Annotated in this window: 11 protein-coding genes; 2 read left to right on the top strand and 9 right to left on the bottom strand. The window is 64.5% G+C overall.

Annotated elements, in window-relative coordinates; genetic code table 11:
- Nucleotides 1-64 precede the first annotated feature (64 nt).
- Entirely contained in the window at nt 65-760 is a 696-nt protein-coding gene (locus E8E95_RS26515; RefSeq protein WP_280355123.1) for an aspartate/glutamate racemase family protein, read from the top strand.
- A 222-nt stretch (nt 761-982) separates the two neighbouring features.
- Here E8E95_RS26515 and selO read toward each other — a convergent pair whose 3' ends face one another.
- From selO to E8E95_RS26495, 4 genes are all read right to left on the bottom strand, one after another.
- Nucleotides 983-2,443, bottom strand: coding sequence for a protein adenylyltransferase SelO (gene selO, locus E8E95_RS26510; RefSeq protein ID WP_280355121.1), 1,461 nt, complete (start codon nt 2,441-2,443; stop codon nt 983-985).
- A gap of 44 nt (nt 2,444-2,487) precedes the next feature.
- A complete protein-coding gene (gene mscK, locus E8E95_RS26505; RefSeq protein WP_280355120.1) occupies nt 2,488-5,820 on the bottom strand; it encodes a mechanosensitive channel MscK in 3,333 nt (1,110 codons plus the stop codon).
- 164 nt (nt 5,821-5,984) lie between these two features.
- Complete coding sequence (locus E8E95_RS26500; protein WP_280355118.1) at nt 5,985-7,727, bottom strand: potassium/proton antiporter; 1,743 nt, start codon at nt 7,725-7,727, stop codon at nt 5,985-5,987.
- Nucleotides 7,728-7,977: 250 nt separating this feature from the next.
- The gene (locus E8E95_RS26495; protein ID WP_280355117.1) at nt 7,978-9,780 is read right to left on the bottom strand and encodes an acyl-CoA dehydrogenase; all 1,803 of its coding nucleotides are present in this window, start codon (nt 9,778-9,780) and stop codon (nt 7,978-7,980) included.
- Between the two features lie 137 nt (nt 9,781-9,917).
- Here E8E95_RS26495 and rlmJ point away from each other — a divergent pair, with 137 nt between their 5' ends.
- Entirely contained in the window at nt 9,918-10,757 is an 840-nt protein-coding gene (rlmJ, locus tag E8E95_RS26490; protein WP_280355116.1) for a 23S rRNA (adenine(2030)-N(6))-methyltransferase RlmJ, read from the top strand.
- Between the two features lie 22 nt (nt 10,758-10,779).
- Here the strand turns inward: rlmJ and E8E95_RS26485 are convergent, their stop codons facing one another.
- The 5 genes from E8E95_RS26485 to aceE form a co-directional block, all read right to left on the bottom strand.
- Entirely contained in the window at nt 10,780-12,060 is a 1,281-nt protein-coding gene (locus E8E95_RS26485) for an HD-GYP domain-containing protein (RefSeq protein WP_280355115.1), read from the bottom strand.
- Between the two features lie 40 nt (nt 12,061-12,100).
- Nucleotides 12,101-12,748 carry a peptide-methionine (S)-S-oxide reductase MsrA gene (gene msrA, locus E8E95_RS26480; protein WP_280355114.1) on the bottom strand — a complete coding sequence of 216 codons (648 nt, stop codon included), beginning with the start codon at nt 12,746-12,748 and terminating at the stop codon, nt 12,101-12,103.
- A 70-nt stretch (nt 12,749-12,818) separates the two neighbouring features.
- Nucleotides 12,819-15,512, bottom strand: a complete 2,694-nt coding sequence (locus E8E95_RS26475) for an EAL domain-containing protein (protein WP_280355438.1) — start codon at nt 15,510-15,512, stop codon at nt 12,819-12,821.
- 258 nt (nt 15,513-15,770) lie between these two features.
- Nucleotides 15,771-17,768 (bottom strand): dihydrolipoyllysine-residue acetyltransferase, encoded by a 1,998-nt coding sequence (aceF, locus tag E8E95_RS26470; RefSeq protein WP_280355113.1) that lies wholly within the window; start codon nt 17,766-17,768, stop codon nt 15,771-15,773.
- 11 nt (nt 17,769-17,779) lie between these two features.
- Nucleotides 17,780-20,425, bottom strand: coding sequence for a pyruvate dehydrogenase (acetyl-transferring), homodimeric type (gene aceE, locus E8E95_RS26465; protein ID WP_280355112.1), 2,646 nt, complete (start codon nt 20,423-20,425; stop codon nt 17,780-17,782).
- Between the last annotated feature and the right edge of the window lie 121 nt (nt 20,426-20,546).

Here is a 20,546-nt window from a genome sequence, read left to right as displayed (position 1 = left end):
ACTGTATGCCCGACTTGCGACGAGCCTGGACTAGGCTGGAGCTTTCCTACAGGGGAGCAGTGTCATGCGCATGTTGGGTGTGCTGGGCGGAATGAGCTGGGAGTCCACCGTGACCTATTACCAGCTGCTCAATCGCGGTGTTCGTGACCGCCTGGGCGGGCTGCATTCCGCACCACTGTTGCTGCATTCGGTGGATTTCGCGCAGATCGCCGCCCAACAGAAAGCCGGCGAGTGGGAGGCGGCCGGTGAGCTGCTCGCGCAAGCCGCGCGAGGTCTGGAGGGGGCGGGTGCGACGGCGCTATTGCTGGCGACCAACACCATGCACAAGGTTGCTGCGGCCATCGAGCAGGCTGTGGATCTCCCGCTCCTGCACATTGGCGATGCCGTCGGCCAGGCACTGCATGGGCAAGGGGTGGAGCGCGCCGCTCTGCTCGGTACCCGCTTCACCATGCAGGAAGCCTTCTATCGCGAGCGCCTGGGCCAGCGCTACGGCATCGAAGTGCTGGTGCCGGATAACCAGGCCATCAACGAAATCGACCGGGTGATCTTCCAGGAGCTGTGCGTGGGTCAGTTCCTGCCTGCCGCCCGAACCTTCTACCTCGACCAGTTGGCGCAGTTGAAGGCACGAGGTGCGCAGGCCGCCATCCTTGGTTGTACCGAAATCGGTCTTTTGCTGGACGGCTGCGAGTCACCCCTGCCTCTGGTGGACAGCGCCGAGCGGCATGTGGCGATGGGGTTGGAGTGGATGCTCGGCCGTTAGCCTTACTTCGTAGGAGCCAGCTTGCTGGCGAAGAAGCCGCTGTTCGCTAGCAAGCTAGCTCCTACAGGGACTCAGGACCGCAGCATCTGGTGGACAGCGCCGAGCGGCATGTGGCGATGGGGTTGGAGTGGATGCTCGGCCGTTAGCCTTACTTCGTAGGAGCCAGCTTGCTGGCGAAGAAGCCGCTGTTCGCTAGCAAGCTAGCTCCTACAGAAATGCGGCTCAGGACGAGCAGCTGATTTCCAGGTGCTTGCCCCATTCCGGCGGGCGTTCGGCAAAGCGCTCCATGCCCGGTTGTTCGTCGAACGGACGCGAAAGCACCGCGTGCAGTTGGCGCACTTCGGCGTAGTCGCCTTGCTGGGCAGCCTCGATCGCGCGTTGGGCCAGGTAGTTGCGCAGAACGTACTTCGGATTCACCGCATGCATTCGCGTGCGGCGTGCTTGCTGGTCGTCGCCATCCTGCGCCGCGCGGGCCCGGTAGTCCGCCGCCCAGGCATCGAAGCCGGCGAGGTCGACGAAGTCGTCCCGCAACCTGCTCAGCGCCTGTTCCGGTGCTTCATCGCCCAGTCGGCGGAAGAACTGGCTGTAGTCCACTGCGCTACCTTGCATCAGTTGCAGCAGGCGTTGCACCAGGGCGTCGTCCGTTTCGGCTGCGGAAGTGAAGCCCAGGCGGCGGCGCATCAGGTCCAGGTAGTGGGCCTGGTAGAGCGGCAGGAACAGGTTGAGGGTTTCCCGCAGCTGTTCCACGTCGATGTAGGGCGTCAGCGCCTGGGCCAGTGCGGCCAGGTTCCAGTGGGCGATGGGCACCTGATTGCTGAAGCTGTAGCGGCCGCCGTCATCGGAATGGTTGCAGATATGGTTGGCGTCGAAGTCGTCGAGGAAGGCGTAGGGGCCGTAGTCGAAGGTGATGCCCAGGATCGACATGTTGTCGGTGTTCATCACGCCGTGGCAGAAGCCGTAGGCCTGCCAGAGGGCGATCATCTCGGCGTTGCGCTCCAGCACTTCGCGGAAGAAGGCGGCCCAGGGCTGCTCCTGTTCCAGGCAGTGGGGGAAATGGCATTCGAGGACGTGCCGGCCCAGGGCTTCGAGCTGCTCGTGCTGACGCGTGTAGTAGAAGTATTCGAAGTGGCCAAAGCGCACATGGCTGGGCGACAGGCGCAGCAGCATGGCGCCGGTTTCACGGGTCTCCCGGTACACCGGCGTCGAGGAACCGGTGACGCACAGCGCGCGGCTGGTGGGAATGCCCAGCGCATGCAGGTACTCGCTGGCGAGAAATTCGCGAATCGAACTGCGCAGCACGGCGCGGCCATCGCCCATGCGTGAATAGGGTGTCTGGCCGGCGCCCTTGAGGTGCAGGTCCCAGTACTCGCCCGTGTCGTTCAGCACTTCGCCCAGGAGCAGGCCACGCCCATCGCCAAGGCGTGGGTTATAGACGCCGAACTGATGGCCGGAATAGACCATCGCCCGTGGCTCGGCATCCGCCCAGACCTTGTGTCCGGTGAACACTTCGGCGAACACCGGGTTGTCGGCTTCAGCCGGGTCCAGGTCGAGGAGGGCCATGGCCGCCGGGCTGGATACCACCACGCGCGGCTCGGCGAGCGGCTCGGGCAGCACCTCGGTGGAGAAGGCGTCGCCCAGGCGGGCGAAGCGGTTGTCGAAGCGCAGTTCGTCGAGTTTTTTCATGAGTTCAGCTTGTCACGCCGCCGTGCCGACAGGAAGTGCACAGATCATCGGGCCTCCGGAACCGGCGCCTTGCCCTTGATCGTCACTTCTGCGATTTCGCCCTCGGTATGTTTCTCGGCGGGGCGGGTGAGGGTGATGTCCATCTTCGGCGTGCTGGACGTATTGATGTCGTGTTCCTTGAACAGCTCATCGATGCGTCGGTTCAGCTCATCGGTCGCCAGGCCGCGATCACCCAGCTCGCGAACGTAGATCTTCAGCTCGTGCTCCAGGGTGCTGGCGCCGTAAGTCTTCAGCTGTACGGTAGGCGCCGGGTCGCGCAGCACGCGCGAGTTCTCTTGAGTAGCCTGCAGCAGCAGCTTGCGCACCAGTTCCAGGTCGAGATCGGAGCTGCGGTTGACGTTGTACACCAGCACGATGCGGGTGACGGTGTCGGTCAGCGTCCAGTTGATCAGTTGGCTGGTGAGGAAGATCTGGTTCGGCACGATCACTTCCTTGCGGTCGCTATCGGTGATGTGCGTCGCGCGGATTCGGATGCGGTTCACCGTGCCGGTGACGGTGCCGATGGTCACCAGGTCGCCGATACGCACCGGGCGTTCGAACAGCAGGATCAGGCCGGAAATGAAGTTGGCGAAGATCGCCTGCATGCCGAAACCGATACCGACGGAGAGCGCGGCGACCAGCCATTGCAGCTTGTCCCAGCTGACCCCGAGGGTGGACAGCGCGCTGACGAAACCGATGCCGGCGATGGCGTAGGACAGCAGCGTGGTGGTGGCGTAGGCGCTGCCCTGGGCGAGCTTGAGCCGCGACAGCACCAGCACTTCCAGCAGGCCCGGCAGGTTGCGCGCGAGGGCCGTGGTGATGCCGGCGATGATCAGTGCGCCGAGTACGTCCAACAGGCTGATCGGTACCAGGGTGGCGGTGTCGCCGGTGCCGCTGGAGTACTGGTAGAGGGTGACCTGGTCGAGGTAGGCGAACACGCTGATGAGGTCGGCCCAGACCAGGTACAGGCAGGTGATGAACACGCCCAGCAGGGCGAGGCGGATCAGGCGCAGCGATTGCTGGTTGACCTTCTCGATGTCGAGGGCCGGCTCTTCCACCACCACTTCCTCGCCCTCGGCGTTTTCCTTGGTCTGCGCCTGGCGCTTGGCAAGCACGCGCTGGTAAGCCAGACGCCGCGCCGCGACGGCGAGGCCACGAACGAAGGTGGCCTCGACCAGCAGCAGGAGGATCAGCAGGTAGAGCGTGGTGATCAGGCGGTCGGTGAGCTTGAGCGAGGTGTAGTAGTAGCCGAAGCCGACCGCAACGATGAGCGCCAGTGGCAGCAGGGTGAAGGCGACGCCGATCAGCAGGCGGAACGGCGAGGTTTGCTCGCGCATCGGTTCGGCGAGCAGCAGGTTGCTCAGCACCAGGGTCATCAGGGCATAGCAACTGAGGACCACGAGCACGCCGATGATGTCGTCGGCCAGTGCTGCCGGCTGGTGTTCGGCCACGGTGACGATGGCCACCAGCGCCATGACCACGCCGCCGAGGCGCCGTATCTGGCTGCGCAGGAAGGCGACCTGCGGGCGATCCCAGTGGAAGTGCAATTCGGCGATGCCGCCTGGCGCGAGGATGCGATAGAGGGTGTAGAACACCATCCAGGCCTGGGCCATTTCCATCAGCGCCGCACCCAGCGTGGCGTTCTGGCCGCGGGCATCGATCTGCAGGGCGAAACCGCAAAGGACGAGGAACAGGCTGACCGGCAGGGCCAGCAGCACGGTGAGGAACAGCGCCATCGGCGTATGCAGCTGGCTGTCACGCTTGAAGTGGCCGACGTCCTGGTTGATTTCGTTGAGCTTGGCGTAGAGGTAGCGGCGCTTCCACAGCAGGCCGCCGATCAACAGCAGCAGGGGCAGGAACAGCCAGGGGCGGTCCAGCAGGCCTTCACCCAGTTCGCGCACGCCCGCGCCCCAGGGCATCTCGGCCAGTTGGCGTTCCAGCAGGTGCGGGGCGGACTTGAGCCAGTTGAGGTCCAGCGGCTTGTTGCTGGGAATCCAGAACATCTGCTCGTCGAGGGTGTTGCGCAGGGCCTGGGAGGTCTCCTGCAACTGCTTCTGGTTGAGCTGCAGGGTGATGGATTCGTTGAGCAGGTTGTTCAGCTCGCGGCTCAGGCGGTCGAGCAGTTCACTGCGGGTGGAAATCAGATTGGTCAGGGTGGTGCGCAGTTCCGGCGTGACCTGTTCCGGCGGCTGATCGGCGAGCAGGCTGTCGACGTAGGCCTGGGGATTGGCCAGCTTGTCGCGCTGCTGATTCAGCTCGAACTGGTAGAGGCGGATGTCGGCGATCTCATCGGCCAGGTTCGAGTCGAGGTGCAGTTGGGGCAGGGCCTGCTTCTGCTGGTAGAGGATCTTGGCCAGCAGCAGGCTGCCCTTGAGCACGCTGATCTGCTCCTCCAGGGCCTGGTCGGCCTGGCTGAGATTGTCCAGTTGCTGGCGGGTCTGCAGATTCTGCTGGGTGAGCTCATTGAGGCGGTCGGTGGAACGCAGCAGGTAATCGGACATCTTCAGGTTGATGGCGCTTTCCTTCGCCAACACGCTGTCCGGCGTGCCCTTGTCAGCGTCGCGGGCAAGCTCCGCCACCGTCTGCTCCGAGCTCTCCCGGCGCATCCCGTTGATCACCGACTGCAAGTCCTGGGTTTCCTGTTCCAGGCGGCGGATGCGCTCCATGAGCAGATCCCGGCGGCTGTTGCCGAGGTCCTGCAGCAGGCTGTTGCCGGCGAGTTCCTCGCGGCGCAGTTCGGTCTGGGCGGCGAGGGCGGCAAGCTCGGCATTGAGCAGGGTGCGCTGCTCTTCGGTGATGGCCTTGCCCGCTTCCTTGCCGGATTTGAGCATGGCGTTGATCTGTTGGGTGCGCGACTGATTGCTGCTGATCTCGGCCTGGGCCCGCTCCGGGCGCGTTTGCGAGGTGATGATCAGGCTGTTGGCTTCGGTGAGTTCCTTCTGCAGCTCGGCCAGTTCACTGCTGCGCGTGTCCAGCAGCTTTTCCAGCTGTCCGAGGTCGGATTTGCCGTAGCGCTCCTTCACCGGCACCGCCGGGCTGGTCTTCAGCCGCGCGAGCTCCCGTTGGGATTCGCCGACAAGACGGGGAGCGCTCTCCAGCTGGCGCTTGAGGGCGGCAAGGGCCTGCTCGCTCTCCTGTTGGCTGGCGACGAAGGACTGGGTCTGCTCCTCGATCGAGGGTTTGGTCGCGGTCTCGGTACCGGCGGCCTTGCTCTCGGCAGGTGCGGCAGCCGGTTTGGGCAGGCCAGGGGTAGCAGTGGTGGCGGCTTGCAGGTAGGCCGGCGTCAGGCAGAAGCCCAACAGGGCAGCAGCGAAAAAGGTGCGCAAGGAAGCAATCATCGCGATCGGGCAGCTCGGGTTCAAATGGGGCTAATGATATGCCACGACGGCCTTTGCGGGGCTGCCGGGCACGAGCGGTTGTGATCCGGGGTCGCCCTGTTGGCGAACCCCATCGTTTCCGTGGCGGGGGCCTGGACCTGAAAGTGCCGTCCTTGAGCGTCCCCTTAGAGGAACAGCCCCGGCCGGCTCTGACCTTCGGGGAATTTGACGCCCACTTTGCGCACCTTGTTCCCTTCCATCAGAGCAACGGTCCAGGTCAGGCCGTTCCATTCCACCTGGTCGCCCACCACCGGCTCGCCGCCGATTTCGTGGGCGATGAAGCGACCCAGGGGCAAGTGGCCGTCCTGCTCGCCAAGCTTGAGGCCGTAAAGCGAAGCCACTGCCGACAGCTGGGCATCGCCCTCCAGCACGAAATCGCCGAAGAAGCGCAGGTCGAGGCCGCGTTGCGGTGCCTGGCTGAACAGCTTGCCCAGGGCCGGGAGGTCATGTTCATGGCCGACCACGCAGAGGATGTCGCCGGCTTCCAGGGTGGTACTGCCCGACGGGTGCAGCAGTTCCTTGCCCCGGAACAGTGCCGCGATGCGCGTGCCGTCCGGCATCTTCAGTTCACGCAGGGCCGCGCCGATGCACCACTTTTCGGCGCCCAGGCGGTAGACGAACAGCTCCCACTCGCTGGTGGGATGGACCTCCAGGCCGGCGCGGGAGATGGGCGCGGGCTCCGGCGGCACGGTGACGCGCAACAGCTTGGCGGCCCAGGGCAGGCTGGTGCCTTGCAGCACCAGCGAGACCAGCACGATGAAGAAGGCCACGTTGAAGAACAGCTGCGCGTTGGGCAGCCCGGCCATCAACGGGAACACCGCCAGGATGATCGGCACTGCGCCACGCAGGCCGACCCAGGCGATGAAGGCCTTCTCGCGGTCATGGAAGGCGCGGAACGGCGCCAGGCCGAGGAAGATCGACAGTGGACGGGCGACCACGATCATCCACAGGGCCAGGCCCAGGGCCGGCAGGATGATCGGGAAGAGTTCGTGGGGCGTGACCAGCAGGCCCAGCACCAGGAACATGCCGATCTGCGCCAGCCAGGTCAGGCCATCGAGGATATGCAGGATTCCGTGGCGCGAGCGGATCGGGCGGTTGCCGAGGTACAGGCCGAACAGGTAGACGGCAAGGATGCCGCTGCCGTGCACGGCGTTGGTCAGGGCGAACACCAGCAGGCCACCCGCGACTACCAGCAGGGGGTAGAGGCCGTTGGCCAGGGTCAGGCGGTTGATCATTTGCAGCATCAGCCAGCCGCCGGCGAAGCCCATGACAGTGCCGACGCCGAACTGCTGGACGATATGCACGACGAAGGTCCAGCTGAATCCGCTCTGGCCGGTGGCGAGCATCTCGATCATGGTCACCGTGAGGAACACGGCCATGGGGTCGTTGCTACCCGACTCGATTTCCAGGGTGGCGCTGACGCGTTCGTTGAGGCCGCGTCCGCCGAGCAGGCTGAACACCGCCGCCGCGTCGGTGGAGCCGACGATGGCGCCGATGAGCAGGCCTTCCAGGGTACTCAGGTTGAACAGCCAGGCGGCTGCGACGCCGGTCAGGCCGGCGGTGACCAGTACCCCGACCGTGGCCAGTGACAGTGAAGGCCAGAGCGCCACGCGGAAGGTCGCCGCGCGGGTACGCATGCCGCCGTCGAGCAGGATGATCGCCAACGCCAGGTTGCCGACCAGGTAGGCCTGGGAGTAGTTGTTGAAGACGATGCCGCCGGGGCCGTCGCTGCCCGCGAGCATGCCGACGACGAGGAACACCACCAGGATAGGGACGCCGAAGCGCGATCCGAAGGCGCTGACCAGAATGCTCATGCCTACCAGCACCGCGCCGATCAGGAACAGGCTATTGACGGTGGTGGCATCCACTGGCGGCTCCTAGCAAATGGGGATTGGGAACGGCATGCAGGGGCGCATGCCGAGGAATTCTAACCTGCCGGTGGCAAGGCTCTGCAAGATTTCATGCAGGGTTCTTGCCAGCGTCGGGAAGCCCTTGGGCAGGAGAACGGGTTCGAGGTTCCGGAGAGGGGAAAATGCGGATGAAGAAGTTATTGGGGGCGCGCTACGCGCAATAAAAAAGCCCCGCATGTGCGCGGGGCGTGAAGAACCCTGGAAAGGGCTAGAACCAGTTGTCCCGCATGGCCAGGCACGTGTCGTCGCGGGCTTCCAGCAGCGCCAGTTCGTGATGGCAGCCGGGTACTTCCCAGGTCAGGAAGTAGCGCGCGGCCTGCAGCTTGCCGCGATAGAAGTCGGCGTCGGCGGCGTTTCCACGGGCCAGGCCCTGTTCGGCACGGATCGCCTGTTCCAGCCAGCGCCAGCCGATCACGGTATGGCCGAAGACCTTCAGGTACAGCGCCGAGTTGGCCAGCGCCTGGTTGACCTTGCCCTGCATCAGGTCACCCAGCAGTGCCAGGGTGACGTTGGACAGACTCACGAGCAGGTGCTCCAGCGGCTGGCGCAGGGCGTTCAGCGACTCGTATTCGGCGGCGCGTGCGCAGCAGTCGTTGATCAGTCGGGTCAGTTGCTTGAGGCCGGCGCCCTTGTTCTGCGCCAGCTTGCGGCCCAGCAGGTCGAGGGACTGGATGCCATGGGTGCCTTCGTGGATCGGGTTCAGGCGGTTGTCGCGGTAGTACTGCTCAACGGGGTACTCACGGGTATAGCCGTGGCCGCCTAGGATCTGGACGGCCAGTTCGTTCGCCTTGAGGCAGAACTCCGAAGGCCAGGATTTGACGATGGGCGTGAGCAGGTCGAGCAGTTCGTGTGCCTGCTGGCGTTCTTCCTCGGTGGCCAGCGTCTGGGTGTCGTCGAACAGACGCGCGGAGTACAGGCCGAGGTCGAAGGCGCCTTCCACATAGGCCTTCTGGGTCAGCAGCATGCGGCGCACGTCGGCGTGCTGGATGATCGACACCTGGGGCGAGGTCGGGTCCTTGCCGTCCGGCAGGCGGCCCTGGGGACGTTCGCGGGCATAGTCCAGGGAGTAGAGATAGCCGGCGTAGCCGAGCATCACCGCGCCCATGCCGACGCCGATGCGCGCCTCGTTCATCATCTGGAACATGTAGGACAGGCCGGCATGGGGTTTGCCGACCAGGTAGCCGACGCATTCGCCGTTATCGCCGAAGTTCAGCGCGGTGGAGGTGGTGCCACGGTAGCCCATCTTGTGGAACAGGCCGGCCAGGATGACGTCGTTGCGCTTGCCCAGGGAACCGTCATCGTTGACCAGGAACTTGGGCACGATGAACAGCGAGATGCCCTTCACACCGGGCGGTGCGTCCGGCAGCTTGGCCAGCACCATGTGCACGATGTTGTCCGACAGGGGGTGGTCGCCGCCGGAAATGAAGATCTTGTTGCCCTTGATACGGTAGGTGCCGTCAGCGGCCGGCTCCGCGCGGGTGCGGATGTCCGACAGCGAGGAGCCGGCATGGGGCTCGGTCAGGGCCATAGTGCCGAAGAAGCGGCCGTCGATCATCGGTTGCAGGAAGCGCTGTTTCTGCTCGTCGCTGCCGAAACTCTCGATCAGGTTGGCCGCGCCCATGGTCAGGAAGGGGTACGCCGAGCTGCCGACGTTGGCCGCCTGGAAATGGGCGAAACAGGCCTGGGACAGCAAGGTGGGAAGCTGCATGCCGCCCTGTTCGAAGCTGCGCGTGGCATTCAGGAAACCGGCTTCGAGGAAGGCGTCGACTGCGGGTTTCACTTCCGGAATGAGGGTAGCGGCGCCGTTGACGTACTCCGGCTCCTGTTCGTCGCCCTTGCGGTTGTGCGGGGCGAAGAATTTTTCAGCGATGCTGCGGGCGGTGCCCAGGGCGGCGTCGAAGGTCTCGCGGTTGTGATCAGCGAAGCGCTCGCGTTGGGTCAGGGCTTCGGCGTCCAGCACTTCGTAGAGTTCGAAGGCCAGGTTGCGGGAACTGAGCAGGGTCTCGGACATGGTGGCTCTCCGGATGGAATCAGCCGAGTCTAGGTCGGTGAATGAAAGGTGCCTAGCAACATCCACGAGCGTGATAAAGGGGGTGAAGCCGTGATTGGGCGCTGGCTGGTAGAATGCGCGCCTTGCGAGGATTCCCCATGAACTACCGCCATGCCTTTCACGCCGGCAACCATGCCGACGTGCTGAAACACTTCACCCTGGCCCGCCTGATCGCCCTGCTGTCGCGCAAAGAGGCACCCTTTGCCGTCCTCGACAGCCACGCCGGCGTTGGCCTCTACGACCTCCTGGGTGACCAGGCCAGTCGCACCGACGAATGGCGCGAAGGCATCGGCCGTCTCTGGGGCTTGCCCGATCTGCCCGCGCCCATGGCCGATTACCTGCAGGTGATCCACGAGCTGAACCCGGATGGCAGTCTGCGCTTCTACCCGGGCTCGCCCGAGCTGGCGCGACGCCTGACCCGCCCGCAGGACCGCCTGCAACTGAACGAGAAGCACCCGGAAGACGGCCAACTGCTCAGGGACAACATGGCCGGCGACCGCCGCGTCGCCGTGCACCTGGGCGAGGGCTGGCACCTGGCGCGAGCACTACTGCCGGTGCCGGAAAAGCGCGCGCTGATGCTGATCGATCCGCCATTCGAACAGGCCGACGAGCTGGAACGGTGCGTTACGGCCCTCAAGGAAGCCATCGGGCGCATGCGCCAGACCGTGGTTGCCATCTGGTATCCGATCAAGGATCAGCGTCAGCTCCGGCGCTTCTACCAGGGTCTGCAGGCCAGCGGCGCACCCAAACTGCTGCGCGTGGAACTGCGGGTGCATGCGGCCGACACCGCCGACTCCGGCTTGAACGGTTCCGGGTTGGCCATTGCCAACCCGCCGTGGGGCATCGAGGACGAGCTGCGCCAGACCCTGCCGTGGCTCGCCGAACGCCTGGCGCAGAGCCAGGGCGGCTGGCGGCTGGATTGGCTGATCGAAGAGTGAACGAAGCAGGCCGCTGCTGGTATCAGCTGCGGCCTGGCTGCGGTTCGATGTAGTAGGTCAGCTGCCGGCGCGGACTGAGATACTCCAGCACCTCCAGCGGTAGCAGGGACGGGCGCAGGCTGCGGGCGATGGACAGGCGCGGCTCCTGCTCCAGGTCCAGGATCAGCGCTTCCTGCTTGGGAATCTCCGGATCGTGGACGACCAGCGTCGGCTTCAGCGGCTGCGACGGGTTCACACCCAGCACCAGGGCGAAGCGGTCGTCATCCAGTTGCACCAGGCTGCCGGGCGGATAGACGCCCATGGCGCGGATGAAGGCTTTCAGCGCGACTTCGTCGAATCGCTGACGCTGCTGCTTGAACATCAGCGCCAGGGCCTCGTGGGGACTCAGGGCGGTGCGCGGGTCGAGCGGGTTGCACAGGTTGTCGAACTGGTTGGCGATGGCCACCAGCTTGCTCAGGCGGCCGATGCCGGCCTCCTTCAGCCCGCGCGGATAGCCGCTGCCGTCGCAGTGCTCATGGTGCTCGTGGATGATGCGCAGCACTTCGTCGTCGAGCATCAGCCGCTGGCCCATCTTCAGGCCGAAATCCGTGTGCAGCTGCAGGAATTGCAGTTCGGGTTTGGTCAGGGGCTCGCTTTTCAGCAGCACCTTGCTCGGCACTTCCATCTTGCCGATGTCGTGCAGGAGGCCGCCGAGGCCCAGGCTATGGCAGGCCTCCGCATCCAGACCGAGCTGACGGCCCAGCAGCAGGGCCAGCACCGTGACGTTGAGTGCATGGAAGTAACTGTCTTCGGCGGCTTTCCCGGTGATGCTGTGGAGCACCGCGCCGGGCCCGCCGAGGAGGGTGTCGACCAGTCCCACGACTATTGCTCCGGCCTGCTTCACGGCCTCTTCCGGCCGGCTCCGCAGTGTCTGGTTGAGCGTCTTGACCTGCTGGCTGGCCTGGATGAATCGGCGGTCCACCTCGGCCACCCGCTGGCGAAGCTGGCGGAGCTTTGCACTGCGAACCTGGCGCGCCTTCGTTTCCGGGTCTTCGGCGACCGTCGCCTGGGGCGGAGAGTCCGTTTCGGCGGGTGGCGGCAAGGGCTCGCAATCGCTGCGCGCCGGGTCGTAGCGCAGCCGGTTCAGGCCGAGGGCCTGCAGGGCCCGAACCTGTGCGTCGTCCTTGATCTTGAAGTTGCTGAACGCGAAGTCGTGTTCCCACCAGCCCAGCTCCAGTTGGATGTACAGGCCGATGCAGAGTTGTTCAGGCTGGATGTAGTGATGTCGGGACGGCATACCGAGTAACTGGTGGCGACTGGCCACTTGAGTCTAATCCTTCGGTAACCGCCCCGTCTGCCCTTCTTCAGGCTGGCAGGCACACGCCGGTGCCACCCAGGCCGCAATAGCCGCCAGGATTCTTCGCCAGGTATTGCTGGTGGTAGGCCTCGGCGTAATAGAAGGCCGGCGCCTCGGCTATTTCGGTGGTGATGGCGCCGAATCCCGAATGCTCCAGTTCCGCCTGGAAGCGCTCCTGGCTCGCGCGGGCCGCGGCCAACTGGTCTTCGTCGTAGCAATAGATGGCGGAGCGGTACTGGGTACCGATGTCGTTGCCCTGGCGCATGCCCTGGGTCGGGTTGTGCGCTTCCCAGAACACCTTCAGCAGTTCGTCGAAACTGGTTTTCTGTGGATCGAACACCACCAGCACCACTTCCGTGTGCCCGGTCAGGCCGGAGCAGACTTCGTCGTAGGTGGGGTTCGGGGTGAAGCCGCCGGCGTACCCCACGGCGGTGGTCCAGACTCCCGGTTGTTGCCAGAAGCGCCTTTCAGCGCCCCAGAAGCACCCCATGGCGAACTGCGCCACTTGCAGGCCAGCGGGGAAGGGGCCTTGCAGCGGGCGACCATTGACGTAGTGGCTGTCGGGCACCGGCATTGGCGTCTCGCGGCCGGGCAGGGCCTGGGCGGCACTGGGCAGCTCGAGTTTGTGGGCGAGTATTTGCGAACGCAGGACCATCAGCCGTCTCCTCGGGATTGCAATGAATCCCGATGTTACCCCGATTGCGCAGTCGTTTTTCAACGGCTGTTCAAGGGGATTTGCGGCAGGGGTAGCGACCGAGGTTTTCGAACAGGTGCTTGCCGGAGATCGGCTTGTCGAACAGGTATCCCTGGCCCACATCGCAATGCTGGCGGCGGAGGAAGCCGAGCTGGGCGGCGGTTTCGATGCCTTCGGCGACCACTTTGAGCTTGAGCTTGTGGGCCATGGCGATCACTGCCGAGGTGATCTCCTTGTCGTCCTGGTTCTCGGGAATGTCCTTGATGAAGCTGCGATCGATCTTGATCACGTCGATGGGGAATTTCTTCAGGTAGCTCAGCGAGGAGTAGCCGGTACCGAAGTCGTCCATGGCCAGGGTCAGGCCCAGGCTCTTCAGGCAATTGAGCTGGTGACGGGTGTCGCCGGTAGCTTCCAGCAACAGGCCTTCGGTGAGTTCCAGCTCCAGGTGTTTCGGCGGTAGCTGCTCTTCGTGGAGGATGGCGGAGATGGAGCCGACGAGGTCGGGATCGCTGAACTGCTTGGGCGACAGGTTGATCGCCACCTGGAGGTCGCCCAGTCCTGCAGCGGAGAGACGTTTGCTCATGCGGCAGGCTTCGCGGATTACCCATTTGCCGATGGGGATGATCATGCCGGTCTCTTCGGCCACGCTGATGAACTGGTCCGGGCTGATCATGCCCTTCTCCGGGTGATGCCAGCGCAGCAGGGCCTCCATCCCGAGAAGTTGGCCAGTCTTCAGGCACAGCTTGGGCTGGTAGAAGACTTCCAGTTCGTTTTGCGCCAGGGCACGGCGCAGGTTGTTCTCGACGAACAGCTTGTAGCTGGCCTCGGCGTTCAGCGCCTCGGTGAACAGCTGCAACTGATGTTTTCCGTTGGCCTTGGCCTTGTGCAGGGCCAGGCCCGCATGCTTCATCAGGGTTTGCGGGTCGCGCCCGTGCAGCGGCGCGCAGGCAAGGCCGAGGGAGCCGGTGACGCTGATCAGCTGGTTGTCGACGAACAACGGCTTGTCGAGGGTTTGCAGTACCTGGGCGGCGGTCTTCTGTCCGTTCTCCAGGTCAGCCCCGTCGAGCAGCACAGCGAACTCGTTACTGGCGAAGCGCGCGAGGATGCCGCTCGGGCTCAGGCTGTTGCGCAGACGCCGCGCCAGGCTCACCAGCAGCTTGTCGCCGGTCTGGTGGCCGAGGCTGTCGTTGATTCGCTTGAAGTTGTCGATATCCACCAGCAGCAGGCAGAGCGGGGTGTCGCGGTCGCTGTTGAAACGCTCTTCGACGGTGCGGATGAAATAGGGGCGGTTACCGAGTCCGGTGAGGTTGTCGGTGTAGGCCAGCTTTTCGATGCGCTGCTGGGCCAGCTTGCTGTGGGTGACGTCCTCGTAGATCCCGATGTAGTGGGTGAGTTCGCCGTCTTCACCGAACACCTTGGAAATGGACAGCTGGCCCCAGTAAGGCTCCAGGTTCTTGCGCCGGCTGCGGAATTCGCCCTGCCAGCTGTTGCAGGCGGCCAGGCCCGAGCTGGTGTCGAACAGCAGCTCGCTGAGGTTTTCCAGGGCCGGTAGATCCGAAAGGCGGCGGCCGTGGACTTCGTCGGCGCTGTACTGGGTAATGGCGGTGAAGCTCGGATTGACGTACTCCACCAGGCCTTCGCGATCCACCAGGAGGAAGGCGCTGGCGCTCTGTTCCACGGCGCGCTGGAACAGGTGCAGGGCGCTGGTGGCGTGGCGTCGCTGCTGGTTCACCAGCACCTGCGCGAACTGGTCGGCCAACTCGCCGGCGAAAGCGATCTCGTCGGTCTGCCAGACCCTTGGCGCGCCGATGTGCTCCAGACAGAGTACGCCGACCACCTCGCCACCGACGCGGATGCTGGCATCGAGCAGGGCGGTGATGCCTTGCGGCTTGAGGTACGTCCTGGTCAGCTCGCTGGTGCGCGGATCGCTCTGGGCATTGTGGGCATCGATGGCGCGGCCGCTGTGCAAGGCTTCGAGGTAGCGCGGGAACTGGCTCATTTCCATCGCGCCTGGATGCTCGTGGCTATCCTCGTCGCGGCGGAACAGGCCGACCGCCGACAGTTGGGTGCCGTCCAGCAGCCAGATGCCCACGCGGGCCACATCGTAGGCCTCGCACGCGGCCTGGGTGATCAACTGCGCGGCTTCTTGCGCCGGGTTGCTCGAGCTGTAGCGATGGCGTGCCAATCGCACGATCAGGCTCTGCTGGGCGCGGGAACGGATCAGGTGTTGCAGGTGGTCATCCTGGGAACGCTGGTAAAGCTCCAGGGACGTACGCAGCCGGCTGTTCTGGGCCTCCAGGTCGAGGTTCTGCCGCTCCTTGTGTTCGGATGCATCGCCTGCAACCAGCAGATAGCCGCGCAGCAGTTGCCGCCCGTGCTGCTGGAATGACTCGCCAATTTCCTGCAGGCGCAAGGCGCCGTTGGGTGAGTGCAGCGTGTACTGGATGGAGTAGTGCGGGTGGCTGGCCAGCTGCAGCTGCACCTCGTCATGCAGCCGATAGCGGGTTTCCGGTTCCATCAGGCTGGCGTAGGGGGCGTCGATCAGGGCGCAGAGCTCGCTGGCTGGAAGACCGAGGGAGCGTTCGCAGCTTGGATCGAGGAAAAGCATCGCCCAACTGGCCTCGTTGAGCCGCTCGAAACGCATCAGGCCCAGTCGCGAGGGGACGGGCAACTGCGTCACTATCTCGGCCACCGTACGGCTGGCGGCATCGGGATGGCTCTTCATCGGGCGCTGGGCTTCCACTTCTATGACCGGTAGAGGGGCCGGCCTACTTCTTCAAAGCATCGGGCAAGGGTGCATCATGATGATGGCACTGGCAAGCATGCCGCACGGTGCAATTCGCGAGTGGAAAGGGGGGCATGGAAACTGTGCGCGAGCGCACAGTCGGCTTGCGCGCTGGGGGATCGCGTAGTCAAAAAAAACCCCGCCTCAGGGGGGCGGGGTTGAGGTACGAGCGTGGCGTGCTCGCGAATTTGAAACGAGTTACAGCAGCATGGTGCGGATGTCCGCCAGCACATCACCGAGACGCTTGGTGAAGCGCGCGGCGGCGGCGCCGTTGATCACGCGGTGATCGTAGGACAGCGACAGCGGCAGCATCAGGCGCGGCTGGAAGGCCTTGCCGTCCCACGCCGGCTGCATGGCGGCCTTGGACACGCCAAGGATCGCCACTTCGGGCGCGTTGACGATCGGCGTGAAGCCGGTGCCGCCAATGTGGCCGAGGCTGGAGATGGTGAAGCAGGCGCCTTGCATGTCGTCCGCCGAAAGCTTCTTGGTCCGGGCTTTTTCAGCCAGGGCGGCGGCTTCGGCAGCCAGTTGCAGCAGGCTCTTCTGGTCGACGTTCTTGATCACCGGCACCAGTAGGCCGTCCGGGGTGTCCACGGCAAAGCCGATGTGCACGTACTTCTTGCGGATCAGCGCCTTGCCGCTGGGGGCCAGGGAGCTGTTGAAGTCCGGCAGTTCCTTGAGCAGGTAGGCACAGGCCTTGAGCAGCAGCGGCAGGACGGTCAGCTTGACGCCGGCCTTTTCGGCGACCGCTTTCTGGGCCACGCGGAAGGCTTCCAGCTCGGTGATGTCGGCCGAATCGAACTGCGTCACGTGCGGCACATTGAGCCAGCTGCGATGCAGGTTGGCGGCACCGACCTGCATCAGGCGGGTCATGGCCACTTCTTCGATTTCGCCGAACTTGCTGAAGTCCACCACCGGGATCGGCGGGATACCAGCGCCACCGGTTGCACCGGCAGCGGCGGCGGGGGCTTCCTTGGCCTTCTGCATCATGGCTTTGACGTACGCCTGCACGTCTTCCTTCAGCACGCGGCCGTGGGGGCCGGTAGCCGGAACTGCGTTCAGTTCGACACCGAACTCGCGGGCCAGTTGGCGAACCGCCGGACCTGCGTGGACCTTGGCACCGCTGGAACGCGCCGGTACGCCGGTGGTGTTCGCTGCGGCGGCGGCCAGTGCCGCGATGGCGGCGACTTCGGCGGCAGCGACCGGGTGAGCGCCGTCCGGTACGCGGTGCGCAGGTTGCGCGGCAGCCGGTGCGGCGGCCGGAGCCGGAGCGGCAGCGGCGCCTGCAACCTTGAGCTTGAGGATCAGGTCACCGGTGCCGACTTCCGCGTCCAGCTTGACCTCGACGCTCTCCACCACACCAGCGGCGGGCGAGGGGATCTCCATGCTGGCCTTGTCGGATTCCAGGGTGATCAGGGACTGGTCGGCGGCCACGGTGTCACCGGCCTTGACCAGCACTTCGATGACCTTGACCTTGCCGTCGGTGCCGATGTCTGGCACGAAGACGTCCTGCACGCTGGAGCCGGTGGCTGCCGGAGCGGGGGCTGCAGCCGGAGCGGCAGCAGGTGCCGGGGCGGCGGCCGGCGCAGCGGCCTGGGCCGGGGCTGCAGCAGGAGCAGCGCCCGCAACGCGCAGCTTGAGGATCAGGTCGCCGGTGCCGACGTCGGCATCCAGCTTGACCTCGACGCTCTCCACCACGCCTGCGGCGGGAGAGGGGATCTCCATGCTGGCCTTGTCGGACTCCAGGGTGATCAGCGACTGGTCAGCGGTCACGGTGTCACCGGCCTTGACCAGTACTTCGATGACTTTGACCTTGCCCTCGGTGCCGATGTCCGGCACGACGACGTCCTGCACGCTGGAACCGGTGGCCGCCGGAGCAGCAGCCGGGGCCGGCGCAGCGGCGGGTTGTGCTTCGGCCTTGGGCGCGGGAGCTGCAGCCGGCGCGGGAGCCGCAGCGGCGGCACCCTCGACTTCCAGTTCCAGCAGTTCATCACCTTCCTTCAGGCGATCGCCCAGCTTGACCTTCAGGCTCTTGATCACACCGGCCTTGGGGGCCGGTATTTCCATGCTGGCCTTGTCGGATTCCAGGGTCAGCAGGCTCTGATCGGCTTCGATGCGGTCGCCAACCTTGACGAACAGCTCGATCACTTCACCTTCGCCACTGCCGATGTCGGGTACGCGAATCAATTCACTCACAATGCGTCTCCTCAGCAGTCCAGCGGGTTGCGTTTTTCAGGGTCGATACCGAACTTGGCGATGGCCTCGGCCACGACCTTGGGTTCGATCTCGCCGCGGTCTGCCAGGGCCTCCAGGGCTGCCAGTACCACCCAGTAACGGTCCACTTCGAAGAAGTGACGCAGTTTCTTACGGGTGTCGCTGCGGCCGAAACCGTCGGTGCCGAGGACCTTGTACTCCTTGCTCGGGACCCACTGGCGGATCTGGTCGGCAAACAGCTTCATGTAGTCGGTAGAGGCCACGACCGGGCCCTTGCGGCCAGTCAGGCACTGCTCGACATAGGTCTGCTTCGGCTTCTGTTCCGGGTGCAGGCGGTTCTGGCGCTCGACTGCCAGGCCGTCGCGACGCAGCTCGTTGAAGCTGGTGACGCTCCAGACATCGGCGCCGACGTTGAACTGCTCGCGGAGGATCTTCGCCGCTTCCTGGACTTCGCGCAGGATGGTGCCCGAACCCAGCAGTTGCACGTGATGCGCGGCTTCCTTCTTGTCCTCCTCGAGGAGGTACATGCCCTTGATGATGCCTTCCTCGGCACCTGCCGGGAGTGCCGGCTGGGTGTAGGCCTCGTTCATCACGGTGATGTAGTAGAAGATGTTCTGCTGTTCTTCGGTCATCTGGCGGATGCCTTCACGCACGATCACCGCCAGCTCGTAGCCGAAGGTGGGGTCGTAGGTGCGGCAGTTCGGGATGGTGGCCGCCATGAGGTGGCTGTGGCCGTCCTCGTGCTGCAGGCCTTCGCCGTTCAGGGTGGTACGGCCGGCGGTGCCTCCGATCAGGAAACCACGTGCGCGGCTGTCGCCAGCGGCCCAGGCCAGGTCACCGATACGCTGGAAGCCGAACATCGAATAGAAAATGTAGAACGGCAGCATCGGCTGGTTGTGGTTGCTATAGGAGGTACCGGCGGCGATGAAGGAGGACATGGCGCCCGCTTCGTTGATGCCTTCCTCGAGGATCTGGCCCTTCTTGTCCTCGCGGTAGAACATCACCTGGTCCTTGTCGACGGGCTCGTAGAGCTGGCCGACCGAGGAGTAGATGCCGAGCTGGCGGAACATGCCTTCCATACCGAAGGTACGGGCTTCGTCCGGGATGATCGGAACGATGCGCTGGCCGAGTTCCTTGTCCTTGACCAGCTGCGCCAGGATGCGCACGAAGGCCATGGTGGTGGAGATTTCACGGTCGCCCGAACCGTCGAGGATGGCCTTGAGGGTTTCCAGTGGCGGCGTCGGGATGCTGAAGCTGTTGACGCGACGCTGCGGCACATAACCACCCAGGGCGGCGCGGCGCTCGTGGAGGTACTTGTACTCGGCACTGCCTTCCTGCGGACGGAAGAACGGCAGTTTTTCCAGGTCGGCGTCGTTGACCGGAATGTCGAAGCGGTCGCGGAACTGCTTCAGGCTCTCGACGTCGACTTTCTTGGTGTTGTGAGCGGTGTTCTTCGCTTCGCCAGCACCGGTGCCGTAGCCCTTGATGGTCTTGGCGAGGATGACGGTGGGCTGGCCCTTGTGGTTGACCGCCTGGTGGTAGGCCGCATAAACCTTGTAGGGGTCGTGGCCGCCACGGTTGAGCTTCCAGATCTCGTCGTCGGAAAGGTCCTGGACCATTTCCTTGAGTTCTGGGGTATTGAAGAAGTTTTCGCGGACGTACGCGCCGTCCTTGGCCTTGTAGTTCTGGTATTCGCCGTCGACTACTTCGTCCATGCGACGTTGCAGGGTGCCGTTGGCATCCTTGGCGAACAGCGGGTCCCAGAAACGACCCCAGACCACCTTGTTGACGTTCCACTGGGCACCGCGGAAGACGCCTTCCAGTTCCTGGATGATCTTGCCGTTGCCGCGAACCGGGCCGTCGAGGCGCTGCAGGTTGCAGTTGATGACGAAGATCAGGTTGTCCAGCTTCTCGCGGCCGGCCATGGAGATGGCGCCGAGGGATTCCGGCTCGTCGCACTCGCCGTCACCCATGAAGCACCAGACCTTCTGCTTGCCGGCGGGGATGAAGCCGCGGCTTTCCAGGTACTTCATGAAGCGAGCCTGGTAGATGGCCTGGATCGGGCCGAGGCCCATGGATACGGTGGGGAACTGCCAGAAGTCCGGCATCAGCCACGGGTGCGGGTAGGAGGACAGGCCCTTGCCGTCCACTTCCTGACGGAAGTTGACCATCTGGTCTTCGCTGATACGGCCTTCCATGAAGGCACGGGCGTAGATGCCGGGGGAGGCGTGGCCCTGATAGAAGATTAGGTCGCCGCCATGCTCTTCGGTGGGAGCCTGGAAGAAGTAGTTGAAGCCGATGTCGTACAGGGTTGCCGAGGAAGCGAAGCTGGAAATGTGACCGCCCAGGTCCGGGTCGTTCAGGTTGGTGCGCATCACCATTGCCAGGGCGTTCCAGCGCACCATGGAGCGAATGCGGCGTTCCATGAACAGGTCGCCGGGCATGCGTGCTTCGTGGGTTACGGGAATGCTGTTGCGGTAGGGCGTAGTGATGGCGTAGGGCAGTTGGGTGCCGCTGCGGGTCGCCAGCTCACCCATGCGGGTCAGCAGGTAGTGCGCGCGGTCTTCGCCTTCTTTGTCGAGTACGGACTCCAGGGAATCCAGCCATTCCTGGGTTTCGACGGGATCGAGGTCTTGCATGGCTTGCTCCAGGGCGGAAAGGCTTCCAGAATCGGATGCCAGTGGTCACGGCCGGCCTTGTGGGGCGGTCGCGGCGAAATTCTTGTTACCGGGGGTAGAACCGGGCTCGTGTAGTTTTACT

The sequence above is a fragment of the Pseudomonas sp. BN414 genome, assembly GCF_029871275.1.
Lineage (GTDB): Bacteria > Pseudomonadota > Gammaproteobacteria > Pseudomonadales > Pseudomonadaceae > Metapseudomonas > Metapseudomonas resinovorans_C.
Note: the sequence above shows the minus strand (reverse complement) of the source record. Positions and strands in the feature narration are given on the sequence as shown.